Origin of the sequence: Mesorhizobium sp. M5C.F.Cr.IN.023.01.1.1, assembly GCF_003997585.1 — a bacterium.
Classification (GTDB): domain Bacteria; phylum Pseudomonadota; class Alphaproteobacteria; order Rhizobiales; family Rhizobiaceae; genus Mesorhizobium; species Mesorhizobium wenxiniae.
This window is the reverse complement of sequence record NZ_RZSU01000081.1, coordinates 1-16,354: the sequence shown is the minus strand read 5'-3', so window position 1 is coordinate 16,354 and position 16,354 is coordinate 1. Positions and strand designations below refer to the sequence as shown.

Sequence of the window (16,354 nt, the reverse complement as noted above, 5' to 3'; positions counted from 1 at the left end):
CGGAACCTATTGGATTCCGGCGGTTTCGGAACCGGCTCCAACCTTTTGTTAGAGCATGATCTTTTCCGAAACCGCACTCCATTTTTTGGGATCATGCTCTAACACGGCTCAACCAGCCGGAAAAGCAGCTGAAATGCCTGGCCGCAGTTGCATTGGTAACTTTACCGACTATATTCCGGCCAAATTTCACGGGGCCGCCAAATTTCCCCAGGACGGTTTGGCGGCTGTTTTTCAAAATTCAGGAGTACCTCGATGTTCGTGACACCGGCATATGCCCAAGGCGTCGGCACCTCCCCGGATATGTTCATCAGCATTTTGCCGTTTGTTCTGATTTTCGTGATCATGTATTTTCTGATCATCCGGCCGCAGCGCACGCAGTTGAAGAAGCGCGGCGAGATGCTGGCGGCGGTTCGTCGCGGCGACACGGTCATCACTGGCGGCGGTTTCGTCGGCAAGGTGACCAAGGTGATCGACGACAACGAGCTCGAGATCGATCTCGGCGGTGGCACCAAGGTAACGGCGCTGCGCTCGACGATCGCCGATGTGCGCGTCAAGGGCGAGCCGGTGGCGAACCAGAACGCCAAGAAATAACTGAATTGTCGGCGGAACGATCCGCCAGGAACGCCCTGACCGAAAATGCCATTTGCTGTATTTTCGCGCTCAGGACGACTCTGATCTGGCTGGCCACTCGTCAGGGCGCCAACGACATCGTGATGCAATTGCGCGCCGGCCCCTTGCCGGCAAGATTGACAACAGTTGAAGAAAGCCCGATGGCAGCACCAATGTGACTGACCCGTGCTCAATAATTGCCCATGTGCGGACCAACGGCGAGCCGCAGGCGAACCAGAACGCCAAGAAATAACCCGATTCCAGGCGGAACGATCCGCCAGAATGCCCTGACGGACGACGCCATATGCTTTATTTCTCGCGCTTCAAGATGATCCTGATCTGGCTGGCCGTGGCCGCCACAGTGATCCTCGCCGCGCCCAATCTTTTCTCTGCCAGCACGCTAGCCCAGCTTCCTAACTGGGTGCCGAAGCGCCAGATGACGCTCGGCCTCGATCTGCAGGGCGGCTCGCATATCCTGCTCAGGATGGATCCGAACGATCTGACCAAGGATCGGCTGGAGACGACGCGCGACCAAATCAGGACACTGCTGCGCGATGCCAAGATCGGTTATACCGGCCTTGCCGGATCAGGCCGGACCGTGCAGGTCCGCATCACTGATCCCGGCCAGGTCGATGCCGCCAAGACGGCGCTGAAGACACTGACCGATCCGGTGGCCGCCGGCCTGTTCAGCGGCGGCTCGGTCCAGGAGATGTCGCTGGATGATTCCGAGCCCGGCCTGCTCAAATTCACCGTCACCGATGCCGGCATCAAATACCGCACGTCGACGGCGCTGGCGCAGTCGCTCGAGGTTGTCGAGCGCCGCGTCAACGAACTCGGCACCACCGAGCCGATCGTGCAACGCCAAGGCGAAGACCGCATTCTGGTCCAGGTGCCGGGCCTGCAGGATCCGCAAAGGCTGAAGGATATTCTTGGCCAGACCGCCAAGCTGACCTTCCAGATGGTCGATCAGACCATGCCGGTGCAGGACGCGCTCAACGGTCGTCCGCCGGCGGGATCCTCGGTTCTGTATTCGCAGGATGATCCACCGGTTCCCTATCTGATCGAGAACCGCGTCATCGTTTCGGGTGAAAATCTCGTCGATGCGCAGGCGACGTACAATTCCCAGACCAACGAGCCGGTGGTTTCGTTCACCTTCGATTCCAAGGGAGCGGCGCGCTTCGGCCAGGCGACCTCACAAAACGTCGGCAAGCTGTTTGCCATCATCCTGGACAATCAGGTGATTTCGGCGCCGCAGATCCGCGAACCGATCCTTGGCGGCAGCGGCCAGATCTCGGGCAACTTCACCGCCGAGAGCGCCAACGACCTCGCCGTGCTGTTGCGTGCCGGCGCGCTGCCGGCGACGCTGACGGTGATCGAAGAGCGCACGGTAGGGCCTGGGCTCGGCGAGGATTCCATTCACGCCGGCAAGGTCGCCGGCGTGATCGGCTCCATCCTCGTCGTCGTTTTCATGTTCGTGGCCTATGGCTTCCTCGGCTTCATTGCCAACATCGCGCTGGCGGTGCATGTGGCGATGATCATCGCGTTGTTGTCGTTGCTTGGCGCGACACTGACATTGCCGGGCATCGCCGGTATCGTGCTGACCATCGGCATGGCGGTCGATTCAAACGTTCTCATCTACGAGCGCATTCGCGAGGAACGGCGAAACGGTCGCTCGGTCATCCAGGCGATCGATACTGGCTTTTCGAAAGCGCTGGCGACCATCGTCGATTCGAACGTCACCTCGCTGATCGCGACCGTGGTGCTGTTCTGGCTCGGGACCGGACCGGTGAAGGGCTTTGCCGTAACCTTCGCGATCGGCATTCTGACCACCGTCTTCACCGCGTTCACTTTCACCCGGCTACTGGTGTCGATCTGGCTCCGCCGCGCCCGCCCGAAGGAGTTACCGCGCGCGCCGGTGACCTTCGTCCCGCCGGGCACGAGAATTCCGTTCATGGGCATCCGCCGCTGGACATTCGCGCTGTCCAGCGTGCTGTCGATCCTGGCGGTCGTGCTGTTCATGACTGTCGACATCAATTACGGCATCGACTTCAAGGGCGGTTCGCTGATTGAGGTCCAGGCCAAGGATGGCACCGCTGATATCGCCGACATCCGCGGCAGGCTTTCGGAACTCAACATCGGCGAAGTGCAGGTGCAGCAGTTCGGCGACCCGAACGACGTCTTGATTCGCGTCGGCACGCAGGAGGGCGGCGAGAACGCCGAACAGACTGTCATCGACAAGGTGCGCGGCGAGTTGCAGGACCATTACGATTTCCGCCGCGTCGAGGTGGTGGGACCGACGGTTTCCGGCGAACTCGCCAAGCAAGGCACCATCGCCATGCTGATCGCACTGCTCGGAATCCTGATCTATGTCTGGTTCCGTTTCGAATGGCAGTTTGCGGTCGGCGCCATCATCGCCACAGTCCACGATGTGGTCATGACGATCGGCTTCTTCGTCATCACCGGTCTCGAATTCAACCAGTCGTCGCTTGCGGCGATACTCACCATCATCGGCTATTCGCTCAATGACACGATCGTCGTCTATGACCGTGTTCGCGAAGACCTACGAAAATACAAGAGAATGCCGTTGCCGCAGTTGTTGAATAACGCCATCAACGAGACGCTGTCCAGAACGACGCTGACCTCGGTGACGACGATGCTAGCGCTGCTGGCGCTGGTGCTGTTCGGCGGCGAGGTGATCCGCTCGTTCACGCTGGCGATGCTGTTCGGCGTGGTCTTCGGAACCTATTCGTCGATCTTTATCGCCGCGCCACTCCTCATCCTGTTCAAGCTGCGGCCGCAGGCCGCGACGGCCGATGAGGAGAAGCCGGTGAGCGGCGGCAAAGCCCTGGCGACCTGACGGGCGGCCAACGGGATGACCAAAGGCATCGTCATCCGCGAAGCGCATTTCCCCGGCCGTGCGCCGATCGACGCCTATGGCAATGGCGGGTTTCGTTTCGCCGACATGTCGCATCGCGGCTCGCTTCTGTGCCTGCCGTCGGGCATCTACGGTTGGGAGCCGGCCGATCCCCTGGCACTGACGGCGGCGGATTTCGCCAAGCTGCTCAATGAAGCTGACAAGGTCGAGATCCTGCTGGTCGGCGCCGGCAAGGATCTCAAGCCGTTGCCGGCCGCGTTGCGTACCGCGCTGAAAGCGGCGGGCATTGCGGCCGATTCGATGTCGACCGGCGCGGCCGTGCGGACCTACAATGTTCTTCTGGCGGAAAACCGTGCGGTGGCCGCCGCACTGATTGCCGTCGAGTGACGTGAGCGAGAACGCCAAAATCGTCATGCAAACGGTGCGAGCCGCCGACCATGACCGCTATGTTTCCGCGCTCTATGCGCCTGAAGACAAGCGTGAGGCACTTTTTTCGCTTTATGCCTTCAATGCCGAGATATCAGGCATCCGCGACCGTATCCGCGAGGCGCTGCCCGGCGAAGTGCGGCTGCAATGGTGGCGCGATGTCATCGCAGCCGAGGACGATGGGGCAGGCACCGGCCATCCGGTTGCGGACGCGTTGACGGCCACGATTTCCGCCCACCGCCTGCCGAAATCTGCCTTCGAGAACATGCTCGAAGCCCGTATCTTCGATCTCTATGACGACCCTATGCCGTCGCGGACGGATCTGGAAGGCTATTGCGGCGAGACCGCAGCGGCGCTCATCCAGCTTGCAGCGATGGTGCTTGATCCCGTCGAAGCACCACGGTTTGCCGAACTTGCCGGAAGGGCCGGTTGTGCACAGGCGATGACCGGCTTTTTGCTGCTGCTGCCGCTGCATCGCAAGCGCGGGCAATGCTTTTTTCCGGCCGACATTCTGGCGGCCGCAGGGTCCTCGCCGGCAGAGTTCGTTGCGGGCGATGGTGGGCCTGGAGCGCAACGCGCCGTCGCCGCGATGATCGCGCTGGCGCAAGAACATCTTGCCGCTTTCGAAAGCGGTGCATCGGCTTTGCCGGTTTCGCTTCGACCGGCATTTTTGCCGCTGGCCTTGTCGCGCGCCTATCTCGGCAAGATGGGAAGTTCTCCTCATTCACCTCTGAACGGCGTGGCGCAGCTCTCGGCCTGGCGCCGCCATTGGCTGCTCTTGCGTCGCGCGACGCGAGGCTGGCCGGTCGCCTGAAGGCTGACACGAACTCCGTAACTGCTACTCCGCTGCTTCCGCTCGCGAAGGCAATCCCAGCCATTGGCGGCAGTCGGCCAGCGCGCGTGACGTCACCGCACGCCGCTTGACGACGGTCTTATCCTTGCCGCGCAGGCGCTTTCCCTCGGCTTTCGGCGCTTCCACAGGGGGAAACAGGCCGAAATTGATATTCATCGGCTGGAAGGAGCGCTTTCCCGGCTCGTCGTCGGAAACGATGTGACCGCCGATGATATGGTTGAGCAGCGCGCCAAAGGCTGTGGTCATCGGCGGCAACGCCGGCGCGTGGCCCAGTCGCTCGGCGGCGGCAAAGCGCCCGGCAAGCAGGCCGATGGCCGCACTTTCGACATAGCCTTCGCAGCCGGTGATCTGGCCGGCGAAGCGCAGGCCGGGCCGCGATTTCAACTGCAGCGAATGGTCGAGCAGCGTCGGCGAATTGATGTAGGTGTTGCGGTGCAGGCCGCCGAGGCGAGCGAACTCGGCGTTTTCGAGGCCCGGGATGGTGCGGAACACGCGCACCTGCTCGGCATGCTTCAGCTTGGTCTGGAAGCCGACCATGTTGTAGAGCGTGCCCAGCGCATTGTCCTGGCGAAGTTGCACGACGGCATAGGCCTTCACCGATGGGTTGTGCGCATTGGTCAGCCCCATCGGCTTCATCGGCCCATGACGCAGCGTCTCGACGCCGCGCTCGGCCATGATCTCGACCGGCAGGCAGCCGTCGAAATATGGCGTGCCTTCCCATTGCTTGAATTCGGTTTTCTGACCGTCGACAAGTGCCCGCACGAAGGCAAGGTACTGCTCCTTATCCATCGGACAGTTGATGTAGTCCTTGCCGGTGCCGCCAGGCCCGACCTTGTCGTAGCGTGACTGGAACCAGCAAACGTCCATGTCGATCGTGTCGAAATGGACGATCGGCGCGATGGCATCGAAGAAGGCGAGCGCATCGGCGCCGGTCACTTCCGCGATCGATTGGGCGAGCGACGGTGCGGTCAGCGGCCCGGTGGCGATGATCGCCTGGTCCCAATCCGCCGGCGGCAGGCCGGGCACTTCCTCGCGCTGGATGGTGATGAGCGGGTGCGCTTCGAGCTTTTTGGTCACCGCTTCGGAAAATCCGTCGCGGTCAACGGCAAGCGCACCGCCGGCGGGCACCTGGTTGGCATCGCCAGCGCTCATGATCAGCGAACCGGCCAGCCGCATTTCGGCGTGCAACAGACCGACGGCGTTGGTTTGCGCATCGTCGGAACGGAAGGAATTGGAACAGACGAGCTCGGCCAGCCCATCCGTCTTGTGCGCATCGGTGCCGCGCACGGGACGCATTTCATGCAGAACAACGGGAACGCCGGCTTCGGCCGCCTGCCAAGCGGCTTCGGAGCCGGCGAGGCCGCCGCCGATGACGTGAATGGGATTCTTGTTCATGAGCGCCGAAATAATCCCTTGTAGCTGCGATTGCAATTGCATGAGTTCGTCGCACTGTTGGCGCCAAGTGCTGCAATCGTCTACTATCGGAGAATGGACGGGAGTCTCGGGATCTTTGCCGGAGCTACCTTTTTGACAGTCGTGATCGCCATGAGCGGATCAGCGGCCGCCGGCGAACTGGCCGCGACGTCTTCCAAGCGGATCCCCATATGCCACGGCTACAGCTGCAACTATCGAACGATGCTGGCGCTTGGCCCCGGTGACGGCGCGCGTTTCCGCTCTATCCTGCGTGCGGGTGCGGGTTCGCCCCAAGCCGAGCGCTCAGCTATTTCGAAGGCGGTCCGCTATTTCGAGCAGCGCATTTTCTGGGCCATCGGCATTCGCGATCTGCCGCATTCGCAATTCGGTGCATCGCGCATCAGGGGCCAGATGGATTGTGTCGACGAATCGACCAATACGCATGCGCTGCTGGTCTATCTTGCCGAGCGAAAATTGCTCAGGTTTCACAAGGTCGAGGACAACGCCTCGCGAGGCTTGTTTGTCGACGGGCGCTATCCCCATTGGACGGCGGTGATCAGCGACCGCGGGGGCACCGAATGGGTGGTGGATTCCTGGTATGCGCCGATGGGCGGCGCACCGGACATTTTTCCGCTGAGCCAGTGGAAGAAACGGGGCGTGCTGGAAAGCGGTGCGCTGGACTGACGACTGTCCCCCGCCAAAACGGCTCTCGGACTTGCTTCGACTCTGAAAACAACAACACCCGCCGGGGGAGGAGGTCCGGCGGGTGTCGTTTTGCTGGCCGATCCTCGGGAGGAGGTGAAGATCGACCGTATTCGTCATCGCCGGGGAGGAGGTCGGCTTTGACGAAATTCCTTTCGCCTGGTGAAGGGGCGAAACCCTTTTGGGACGAAATTCGTTTCGCCTCGCGGACGAACGTTTCGCTCTTGGAAACAGCGCCCGCCGCGGGAGGAGGTGCGGCGGGCGCCGTTTTTGTGGTCAACCCTCAGGAGGAGGTGAAGGCTGACCGTATTCGTCAGGGTCGGGGAGGAGGTCGACCCTGGCGAAATTCCTTGACTAGATCGCCTTGCGGGCGATGCTCTTGATCTCTTCGCGGACGATGCCGAGATCATGCAGCTGGCGGTTCGAAAGGCGACCCAGCTCGGTAACCGTCGAGCGATAAACGCGCCAGTTACGATAGTTGCGGATCAGGTTCATTGTCGTTCTCTTTTCAAGTCAAACTGGTTCGGACCATTTGCGGTCCGAAGAGGATTAGACCGCCTTGCGGGCGACGTAGTGGATGTCGCTGCGGCTGATGCCGAGGTCGGTCAGTTCGCGGTTGCTCAGGCGGCTCAGCTCGGAAACGGTGTCCCGGTAGCGGCGCCAGTTGCGATAGTTGCGGATCAGGTTCATGGTATTCTCGTTTCGTCTTTCTTTCGGATCATTCCGTCTTTGTGTACGCCGTGAAGATAGGTGGGGTCATATCGATTTAAAAGCGCTATTGGTGCATGGCAGCAATGCAAATTGTGCAATGCACCATCACCGCGCGCTCGCGTCTTCGACATAGATAAACCCGAATCGGAAAATGTCGCAGCGTCAACGGTTTGGCCGGGGCGGCTGAAAAAAAGACCAAGCTGGGGGAGAAGGCATGGCGAGCTATTCGTCACGCGTCAGGGCCGATATCGCACGATGGCTGCAGGCTGGCCTGATCGATGCCTCGACGGCCGGCGCGCTGACGCGCGACGTCGAGGCCAATCAACGGACATCGCTGAGCTTCGGTTCGATCCTGGCCATGATGGCGGCGCTGCTGTTTGGCGCCGCCATCCTGATCTTCGTCGCCGCCAATTGGGAAGCCATCCCGCGGCTGGCGCGGGTGGCGGCGCTCTTCGCCATCATCCTCGCCTGCTATGTCGGCGGCGCGGTGCTGAAGACGCGCGACCATCCTGCGCTCGGTGAGGCACTTTGGATGGTCGCCGCGGCGGCATTCGGCGGATCGATCGCGCTGATCGGCCAGATGTATCATTTATCCGGCGACGAGACATCGGCCTTGATCACCTGGGGCGCTGGTACGGCCTTGGCTGCGGTTGCGCTGCGCTCGAACCCGTTGACAGTCGCTGCTGTCGGCATTGCCGATGCCTGGCTGTTCCTGAAGGGGTTCGATTATTTCAGTCGCGCGGAATTTCCGCATCTTTTCGTCGTCATGGCGAGCGTGTTGTTCGCCATTTCTTTCTGGAGCCGCAGCCAGGCGGCGCGCCACCTGATCATCCTGTCGGTCATCTTCTATCTCGTGCTGATGTTTACGGAATACGAAACAATGCAGGTCGCTGTGCCGCTCGTCGTCGTGTCGGTGCTGCTTTTCTCGGCTGCGATCTTCGCTGCCGAGCCCGTCGACTGGATACTGCAGCTGGGCGGCCGGCTGCCCTTGCACGCGCTGGTCGGATTTCTCACCGGCCTGGCGATGATCCAGTTCGAATTAGCCGATTTAAGCAGCTACAACAGCGGCTTTGCCATTGCCTCGGCCGTTGCGCTTGCCGGCCTTGTCGCGGCAATCGTGCTGGGCGGACGCGACAGCAGGGGCTTGCGCTGGGTTGCCTATGCCGGCTTCGCCTTCGAACTCGCCATCATTTACATGGTGATGTTGCGATCGATGCTCGACACGGCAGGCTTCTTCCTCGCGGCGGCAGTGCTTCTCGGCATCCTTGCTCTTGTCATCCTCCGCATTGAAAAGCGCATGAGGTCCCCGAGCGGAGAAGGAGCGGCGGCATGATGACCGGTAAAAGACTGATCATCTCGGCGGTGGTGCTGGCGCTCGTCCAGATCGGCTTCCTGAGCTGGATCATCGCTGGTCGGGCGGCGATCCTGCGCGACGGCAAGCAAGTGCTGCTTAGGGTCGAACCGATCGATCCGCGCGATCTGCTGCGCGGCGACTTCATTCGCCTTGGCTACGATATTTCGCGCATACCGGTGAAGCTGATCGCCAACGTTCCAGCCGGCAAGCTCACGAGCGACGACACGCCGATCGTTGTCAGGCTGAAGCAGGGCGCCGACGGCTATTGGGAGGCGACCGCGGCCTGGTTCGGGCAAGCGCCGGCGCCGGCAGCATCCGACGAAATCGACATCGTCGGGCATGTGTCCGCGGGGTGGGATCTCAGCGCAGCCACGATGATCGCGCCGGATTACGGCATTGAACGTTTCTACCTGCCGGAAGGCGAGGGAATAGCGATCCAGAACGATATGCGGGTGCGACCGTTCGGCGTCCGCGTCGCAATCGCAGCCGATGGCGCCGGGCAGATCAAGGCGCTGATGGACGGCGACAAGACGCTGTTCGAGGAACCACTTTATTAGAATTGGCCCGGATTAGAATTGGGAAAGCGTGGCCGCTCGGACAGCATCAAACATGACAACTATCCTGACGACACGAGAAGACATAAATCTCAGCTCCGTTTTCCGCGTCGCCTGGAAGAAAGACACGGTGCAAATCAGCGGCAAGGCCTTGCAGCGCATCGCAGAGTGTCGCGCGTCGTTCCTGCGTCTTATTGAAACCGAGCCTGTACCGGTCATCTATGGCGTAACCACCGCTATGGGAGAACTGGCGAGCAGGCGGCTCGAACTTGGCGAGCGGGGTCGCCATGCGCGCATCAAGGCGTTCGCAGCCGCCACATCGTTCGGCGAGCCTTTACCAGATCGCGTGGTACGGGCGATCGTGCTCGCCCGCCTGGCCAATTTCCTCGAAGGAAACGCCGCGACGACACCGCGCATGGCGCTCGCCGTCGCCGCGATGCTGGACGGCAAACCCATGCCCATGGTGCCGTCCTCCGGCCAAGGTGGCGCCGGTGAAATCCTCGCCCTCTATCCGCTCTTTGCGGAACTTTCGACGCGCTTCGAACTGGAAGTCAAGGAACGGGGATCTTTGATCAATGGCTCGCCTTGCGCTGCCGCGCTAGTGGCCGACGCGGCCTTGGCGGCTCGCCGCCGCATTCGCCTTGCCGAAAAAGTCTTTGCGCTTTCGATCGAGGCGTTTCGCGCGCCGCTCGAGCATTACGATCCGGCGCTCGACGCGCTTTGGGGCGATGAACACGAAGCAACGGCCCTGCGCGGATTAAGAGAGTTTCTTGCAGGCGCCGGAACCGGGCGCCGCAATTATCAGGCACCGGTCAGCTACCGAATCGTTCCTCGCATCCTGGGGCAGGCGCATCGCGCGCTGGCGTCGGCAGAGCGGGCGGCTACTGTGTCGCTCGCTTCGGTATCGGACAACCCGGTCTACATCCCGCCTGACGACGGGCACCCGCTCGGGCGCTGCATCAGCACAGGCGGCTATCACAATGCCATGGCAACACCCGCCCTGGATGATCTGGCAGCGATATGGGCCGATATCTGCCTCTTATGCGACCGCCACGCCTCGAAGCTTTTGAACGGCAAGGTATCGCTCCTGCCCGATCTGCTTTTGACGGGGCGGGACTGGAGTGACAGCGATGGTCACGGCAATGTCGGCTATGTGCCGATGGCGATCACGGGCTATCTGGAGCAGGCGAAACTCGCGGCGCAGCGCACTTTCATCCCGGGAACGGAATCGGCCGGCGCCGGCCAGGATGATGTAGCGACGACGGTGTTCCTCGCCTGGACGAAGGAAGCACGCGCCGGCCGCTGCCTCGATGCCGCGATGGCGATGCTGGCGGTGATCGCCTCGCAGGCGCTGCACGTAACCGAGCGTGTGGCGCCTCCGGCGCTTCTGTCGTTCGTCGCGGATATCAGAAGCATCGTGCCGCCGGTCGGCGACGATCGCGTGCTGGGACCTGAACTTGCGAATTTGACCGAGTGGTTCACGCGCCAGGTCTTTGAGGAGTAAGCGGCCTGCAGTTTCACGATGCCCAAAAATGGCGGCTAAGACCAGAACGGCCCAAGGATGAACACGGCCATTAGGGCAACAAAAAGCAGAGCGATGATCACGGCGCCCCACATGAAGACCTTTCCGGTGCCGCGTTTCTCTTCCTCGCGAGATAGGTCTTTCGCCATCGCACGGATCCTTTTTGTGAAGGTCGATGACTTAGCAACGTGTTTTGCCGAGGCTGGTTCCCGGCAGTCATCTTGAGCAGGATCAGCTTTCGCAAGGGCCAATTGATGCTCTGCCGAACAGATCGCACCTGGGAGAACGCGGCGTTTCCAGGCCTTCTGGCGAAAAACTTGGTGCGATGAAGGGACACGAACCCTACGCTTTCGGCACTGGAACCTTAATCCACTTTTCTAGGGGAGCAGTGGTGCGGGTAGAGTGCACCTAAGATTTTTGACCCCTTTGAAAGCACACGCGATTTCGGAACTGCCGACTAGCTAGCCCATTCCTTTGGATTCCAAGGCTTCTGTGTAAAACCGGCGAAAATCCGCTCGTTTGATTTCAATGGGTTAGGAGAAAATTGTAAAACTTTTTTCGGTTAGACTTCCGGCGTGACAGGCCGGTGAAAATACCGAGATCCGTCAACGATAGCTTCTGACCTGCCACTGAACTTTCATCCAGTGGCGATTAGAGCCTCGGCCGTTTTTGATCCGATACCATTCTTGGACCGCCGGAAGGTCGAGTTTTCCGGCTTTGCACGATGGAGGGCTCGTCGCGCTCTCGGGATCGGCGCGTCCCGGTCGTGAAGATAGGCTCGATGTGCCTGATTTGGTGGTCGAACAGCAGAGGCCGGACGGCAATCGCTTGTAAGTTGAACGGCCAGCCGGCTCTTCCCGATACACTTGCGATTCCAACAATCGTGCTCTATGCGGTCAGCCATCGATCGCAGGTAAGGGCAGTGAACGTGACGATAGTAGATTTCGTACGACGGCGCTTGGTTTACGCTCTCTCGGACCTTGGAAAGGGACGTGAATGTCTATTCTGCGGCTGGGAGGGAAGTGAGTTCCGGCCACGGCTTAATCCGCGCAAGCCGTCAGCCGATTCATACTGTCCGAAATGCGGTAGCCTGGAGCGTCACCGTCTTGGCTATTTTGCTCTTCGGTCGAAGCTGAAGGACCTCCAAAGCACCCTTCATTTCGCCCCAGAGAAGCCAATTGAAAAATGGCTCAGAAGCATCTCCCGCAGGTATGTCAGTTGCGACCTTGAACCGGGATTGGCGATGGAGGTCGAGGACATCACAAAATTATCCTACTCGGACGAGAGCTTCGAATTCATTTGGTGCTCAAACGTTCTGGAACATGTCCCAGACGATCGCGCGGCGTTTTCGGAGTTGCGCCGGGTACTAACGAAAGGCGGAACATGCGTCGTGGCCGTCCCGATATGGCGCAGAAAGACCTACGAGGACCCCACGGTCACAACGCCAGAATCTCGGATTGAAAAGTTTGGCCAGATCGATCACGTAAGGCTATACGGGTTCGACATAGAGGACCGCTTGAAGGCGGCCGGTTTCAATGTCGAAATGATCACTGCTCGCGATTTCGACCCACGCGACGTTGGCAGGTATGGGCTGAATCACCTGACGACCGGCGAGTTGTTCGTCTGCACTTAAATGCTCCAGCTAGAGACACGGGGCGCGTGCCTAGCTAAGCTAGGTTTCAAACGTAATACCCATTAAACGCAGCCCACTCGCTGACACGGTCGCGCGCTTGATGGACAAGGCCGGCCGCAAGGCCGATCTCTATCTGCCGATCTGGCGCCGCCTGGATCTGGAGCTGCAAAAACGCAGGGAAGCCGATGCACTGCTGGGGGATAACAAGAGTTTAATGAGAGATACACGCAAAAATCGTGGTGCGGGTAGAGGGACTCGAACCCCCACGTTCTCACGCCAGAACCTAAATCTGGTGCGTCTACCAATTCCGCCATACCCGCTGGCTTGGTGTGCCGTAACACGTCTATGTCACAAGCTGTGTCATAAGTTCAAGACTTAGATTTTCGAGGTTTTTCGGCCCCCGCTTGCCGTCTATGCCAGTCGCCTGGGCAAGTCCCCTGTCGGTGGACCGTGGACTTCACGCCGCGCCACGCGTTGGCGTCGCGCTCGACCTGACGGATCATATTTAGGGTTTATTGCAAAGCTGTCGGCAAAGATGAGCACCAGATGGTGCATCGGCGGCCACGGCGCGGATCTCCCGTCCAAAGTAGGCGACGGCGGCGCGAACGAACTCATCGGCGGTCAGGTTTTTCTGCCTGGGAATGTATTCACAATTCTTTCAAATTGATTCGGAATTTTTTGCTACCCGTAAGTCACGATCGTAAACAAGTTCCGGGTTAGCAATTCAAAAAGTCTCTGACTTCGTTGTCGCCAAAGTAGCAGGCTTTGAAACTGCTGCTGAGGTAGCTACCAAAGGAGAGTGTCATGGCAAATGTCGTTAAGCGTTTCGCCACAGCTTTGGCCGGTGGTGCACTTGTTGTATCTCTGTCTTTTCCTTCCAGCGCAGGCGGCGTTAGCGTCGGAGCCGGCGCATCAGTTGGTGGCCGAGGCGGAGTAAACGCCGGTCTCGGCGCCTCGATCGGCGGCAGTGGCGGCATCGCGGGAGCTGGCGCCTCGATCGGCGGTAGTAGCGGGGTGAATGCCGGCTCCAGTGTATCGGTTGGCGCCAGCAGGCGCATTACCGCTAGTCTCGGCGCCTCGATCGGCGGTAGGAGCGGAGTGAATGCCGGCGCCGGTGCATCAATTGGCGGCAGCAGGGGCATTACTGCCGGTCTCGGCGCCTCGATCGGGGATAGCGGCAGTGTTAAGGCGGGAGCCGGGGCCTCGATCGGCGGTAGCGGAGCGGATGCCGGCGCCGGGACATCGATTGGCGGCAGCAGAGGCCTTGCCGCTGGTGGGGGTGCCAATGTCGGTGGCTCTGGTAGTATCACTGCCGGCGCAGGCGCCAATGTTGGCGGCACCGGCGGCATTACACCGGGTGTGGGTGCCAATGTTAGTGCGACGAGCGGTGTCCGCGTTAGTGCGACGAGCGGTGTCCGCGTGGGCGGCGGAACCCTTCTTAGCACAGCCGGGACTCCTGGAACACCCGGCACTCACGGCGTGAGCCTGGTCGCGCAGATGTCCAGCAACCAGCTGATACGGATGAAGAAGCGCTGCGTCGACGTGCTCGGGAGCGGCAGCACATACGATCGCGACCTACGTGAGCTTTGCTTGCTGATCGCACGCCGCTGAGGAGACTGCTCAAACGGGAGTACCGCATCGGCCGTGGAGGCTTGACAATACTCTCCTGGGCTCGCGGCCGGCCCGCCACTCGCAACGTGGCGGGCTTCTCTGCGTCAGGATCGCAGCGCTGAGCCATCATTCTGTCAATGTCGCGGTCAAAATAGGGGCCGTTCGCCGGCGCATAATCCCGAAAATCGATTTTGGAAAGGATCACGCGCCAAAATCAAGGTGCTACAGCGTCCTTTGCGCGTCCAAGAGGACGCGCGGCGCTGTAGATGCGAAGATGGTTGAAAATTAGCCGAGCCTGTGACAAAAGGCGTGTCGAATGTGACGGGATGCGACGATCCGCTTCTGCAGAATGTGATAAGAAGTAGGAAAAACAGAGACTTATTCACATTTTGGAGCGTATTTCTGAAGGGTTTGAGCCGCGTAGGGCGGACAGATCGCCAAGTCCCGCACCAAAAGCCATTCCCGGCAAGATAATACCGGCAGGCTGTAAACGGCAGGAGCCGTTTGGCTGCCTCATTGGTGGAAACAAAGGTTCTATGATGCAGGTCACCGAAACGCTCAACTCCGGTCTCAAGCGCGAGATCAAGATCACCGTGCCGGCCGGTGACATGGAAGCCAAGCTGATGGCGCGGCTTTCCGATGCCAGGAACAAGGTCCGTATCAACGGCTTCCGCCCCGGCAAGGTGCCCGTGCAGCACCTGCGCAAGGTCTACGGCAAGTCGTTCATGGCCGAGGTGGTCAACGAGATCCTCAACGATTCGACCCGTTCGATCATTACCGGGCGCGGCGAAAAGGCCGCCATGCAGCCCGAAGTGATCATGACCGAGGACGAGAAGGAGGCCGAGAAGATCCTGGCCGGCGGCGCAGACTTCGAGTTCCGCCTGAACTACGAGATCATCCCGCCGATCGAGATCAAGGATTTCTCCGACATCAAGGTGACGCGTCAGGTGTTCGACGTGCCGGATTCGGAAATCGACGAGCAGGTCCAGCGTGTCGCCGAATCGGCGCGCACCTATGAGCCGAAGGCCGGCAAGGCCGCCGAAGGCGACCGAGTGACGATCGACTATGTCGGCAAGATCGACGGCGAAGCCTTCAGCGGCGGCGCCGGCACGGACCAGCCGCTGGTGCTCGGCTCCAAGGAATTCATTCCCGGCTTCGAGGATCAGCTCATCGGCAGCAAGGCCGGCGACGAGACGCAGGTCACGGTCACGTTCCCGGAAAACTACCAAGCGGCGCATCTGGCCGGCAAGGAAGCGACCTTCGACGTCACCGTCAAGGAAGTGTCCAAGCCCGGTGCGTTGGAAATCAACGACGAAATGGCCAAGAATCTCGGCCTGGAGTCGCTGGAGCGCCTGCGTGAAGTGGTGCGCGGCCAGATCGAGAACCAGTTCGGCTCGATGACGCGCCAGAAGATCAAGCGCCAGCTGCTCGACCAGCTCGATGCCGCCTACTCGTTCGAGGCACCGTCGAAGCTCGTCGAGGCCGAGTTCAACAACATCTGGAACCAGGTCAATCGCGATCTGGAAGCCGCCGGCCGCACCTTCGCCGACGAGGAGACGACGGAAGAAGAGGCGCGCGCCGAATATATGCGGCTTGCCGAGCGCCGCGTGCGTCTCGGCCTGGTTCTCGCCGAAATCGGCGAGAAGGCCGGCGTGACGGTGTCGGACGACGAATTGCAGCGTGGCCTGTTCGAGCAGGTGCGCCGCTACCCGGCCAACCAGCAGCAGGAAGCCTTCGAATTCTACCGCAGCAACCCCGAAGCGCTGAACACGCTGCGCGCGCCGCTATTCGAGGAGAAGGTGGTCGACCATCTGCTCGGCCAGATCTCGGTCACCGACGTCAAGGTTAGCAAGGAAGAGCTGATGGCCGACGACGAGGACACCGAGACGGCCAAGGCGAAGCCGGCGAAGAAAGCCGCTGCGAAGAAGGCCGACGCCAAGCAGGCCGACGATGCGGAAGAGCCCAAGAAGAAGGCCGCGCCGAAGAAGAAAGCTGCCAAGGACGCGGAATGACACGGCATTCTGCGAATTGTGAAAGGCCGCCCACGAAGGCGGCCTTTTTCGTTGCCGTCGACGTCGTAAGGCCGCCGCC

15 protein-coding genes and 1 tRNA gene are annotated in these 16,354 nt (G+C 60.7%); 11 read left to right on the top strand and 5 right to left on the bottom strand.

Features of this window, described 5'->3' with window-relative positions:
- Nucleotides 1-252 precede the first annotated feature (252 nt).
- The 4 genes from yajC (at nt 253) to EOA78_RS25930 (ending at nt 4,724) form a co-directional block, all read left to right on the top strand.
- On the top strand, nt 253-591 hold the full coding sequence (gene yajC, locus EOA78_RS25945; RefSeq protein WP_065007771.1) for a preprotein translocase subunit YajC: 339 nt from the start codon (nt 253-255) through the stop codon (nt 589-591).
- Nucleotides 592-913: 322 nt separating this feature from the next.
- The gene (gene secDF / locus EOA78_RS25940) at nt 914-3,466 is read left to right on the top strand and encodes a protein translocase subunit SecDF (RefSeq protein WP_127317602.1); all 2,553 of its coding nucleotides are present in this window, start codon (nt 914-916) and stop codon (nt 3,464-3,466) included.
- Nucleotides 3,467-3,481: 15 nt separating this feature from the next.
- Nucleotides 3,482-3,871, top strand: a complete 390-nt coding sequence (locus EOA78_RS25935; protein WP_127317601.1) for an Mth938-like domain-containing protein — start codon at nt 3,482-3,484, stop codon at nt 3,869-3,871.
- Between the two features lies 1 nt (nt 3,872).
- Complete coding sequence (locus EOA78_RS25930) at nt 3,873-4,724, top strand: phytoene/squalene synthase family protein (RefSeq protein WP_164783941.1); 852 nt, start codon at nt 3,873-3,875, stop codon at nt 4,722-4,724.
- A 24-nt stretch (nt 4,725-4,748) separates the two neighbouring features.
- Here the strand turns inward: EOA78_RS25930 and trmFO are convergent, their stop codons facing one another.
- The gene (gene trmFO / locus EOA78_RS25925) at nt 4,749-6,158 is read right to left on the bottom strand and encodes a methylenetetrahydrofolate--tRNA-(uracil(54)-C(5))-methyltransferase (FADH(2)-oxidizing) TrmFO (protein WP_127317600.1); all 1,410 of its coding nucleotides are present in this window, start codon (nt 6,156-6,158) and stop codon (nt 4,749-4,751) included.
- 150 nt (nt 6,159-6,308) lie between these two features.
- Here trmFO and EOA78_RS25920 point away from each other — a divergent pair, with 150 nt between their 5' ends.
- Complete coding sequence (locus EOA78_RS25920) at nt 6,309-6,860, top strand: hypothetical protein (RefSeq protein WP_127317599.1); 552 nt, start codon at nt 6,309-6,311, stop codon at nt 6,858-6,860.
- Between the two features lie 372 nt (nt 6,861-7,232).
- Here the strand turns inward: EOA78_RS25920 and EOA78_RS25915 are convergent, their stop codons facing one another.
- A complete protein-coding gene (locus tag EOA78_RS25915) occupies nt 7,233-7,373 on the bottom strand; it encodes a DUF1127 domain-containing protein (RefSeq protein ID WP_023802557.1) in 141 nt (46 codons plus the stop codon).
- Between the two features lie 54 nt (nt 7,374-7,427).
- Complete coding sequence (locus EOA78_RS25910; RefSeq protein WP_006335194.1) at nt 7,428-7,568, bottom strand: DUF1127 domain-containing protein; 141 nt, start codon at nt 7,566-7,568, stop codon at nt 7,428-7,430.
- A gap of 235 nt (nt 7,569-7,803) precedes the next feature.
- Here EOA78_RS25910 and EOA78_RS25905 point away from each other — a divergent pair, with 235 nt between their 5' ends.
- The 3 genes from EOA78_RS25905 to EOA78_RS25895 are packed head-to-tail and all read left to right on the top strand — an operon-like array spanning nt 7,804 to nt 11,001.
- Entirely contained in the window at nt 7,804-8,922 is a 1,119-nt protein-coding gene (locus EOA78_RS25905; protein WP_127317598.1) for a DUF2157 domain-containing protein, read from the top strand.
- Nucleotides 8,919-9,500, top strand: a complete 582-nt coding sequence (locus EOA78_RS25900; RefSeq protein WP_127317597.1) for a GDYXXLXY domain-containing protein — start codon at nt 8,919-8,921, stop codon at nt 9,498-9,500. The genes EOA78_RS25905 and EOA78_RS25900 overlap by 4 nt, the downstream gene beginning before the upstream one ends.
- 52 nt (nt 9,501-9,552) lie before the next feature.
- Nucleotides 9,553-11,001 (top strand): aromatic amino acid lyase, encoded by a 1,449-nt coding sequence (locus EOA78_RS25895; protein ID WP_127317596.1) that lies wholly within the window; start codon nt 9,553-9,555, stop codon nt 10,999-11,001.
- A gap of 35 nt (nt 11,002-11,036) precedes the next feature.
- Here the strand turns inward: EOA78_RS25895 and EOA78_RS37765 are convergent, their stop codons facing one another.
- Nucleotides 11,037-11,168, bottom strand: coding sequence for a hypothetical protein (locus EOA78_RS37765; protein ID WP_281034071.1), 132 nt, complete (start codon nt 11,166-11,168; stop codon nt 11,037-11,039).
- 779 nt (nt 11,169-11,947) lie between these two features.
- Here EOA78_RS37765 and EOA78_RS25890 point away from each other — a divergent pair.
- Nucleotides 11,948-12,652: a class I SAM-dependent methyltransferase gene (locus tag EOA78_RS25890; RefSeq protein ID WP_206533501.1), complete on the top strand. Its 705-nt coding sequence runs from the start codon at nt 11,948-11,950 to the stop codon at nt 12,650-12,652.
- A gap of 237 nt (nt 12,653-12,889) precedes the next feature.
- Here the strand turns inward: EOA78_RS25890 and EOA78_RS25885 are convergent.
- Nucleotides 12,890-12,972 (bottom strand) — tRNA-Leu (locus tag EOA78_RS25885).
- 484 nt (nt 12,973-13,456) lie between these two features.
- On the opposite strand from EOA78_RS25885, the gene EOA78_RS25880 reads away from it, so the two are divergent.
- Both EOA78_RS25880 and tig read left to right on the top strand, forming a co-directional pair.
- Nucleotides 13,457-14,263 (top strand): hypothetical protein, encoded by an 807-nt coding sequence (locus EOA78_RS25880; RefSeq protein WP_127317594.1) that lies wholly within the window; start codon nt 13,457-13,459, stop codon nt 14,261-14,263.
- Nucleotides 14,264-14,802: 539 nt separating this feature from the next.
- A complete protein-coding gene (gene tig / locus EOA78_RS25875) occupies nt 14,803-16,275 on the top strand; it encodes a trigger factor (protein WP_127317610.1) in 1,473 nt (490 codons plus the stop codon).
- The last annotated feature ends 79 nt before the right edge of the window (nt 16,276-16,354 follow it).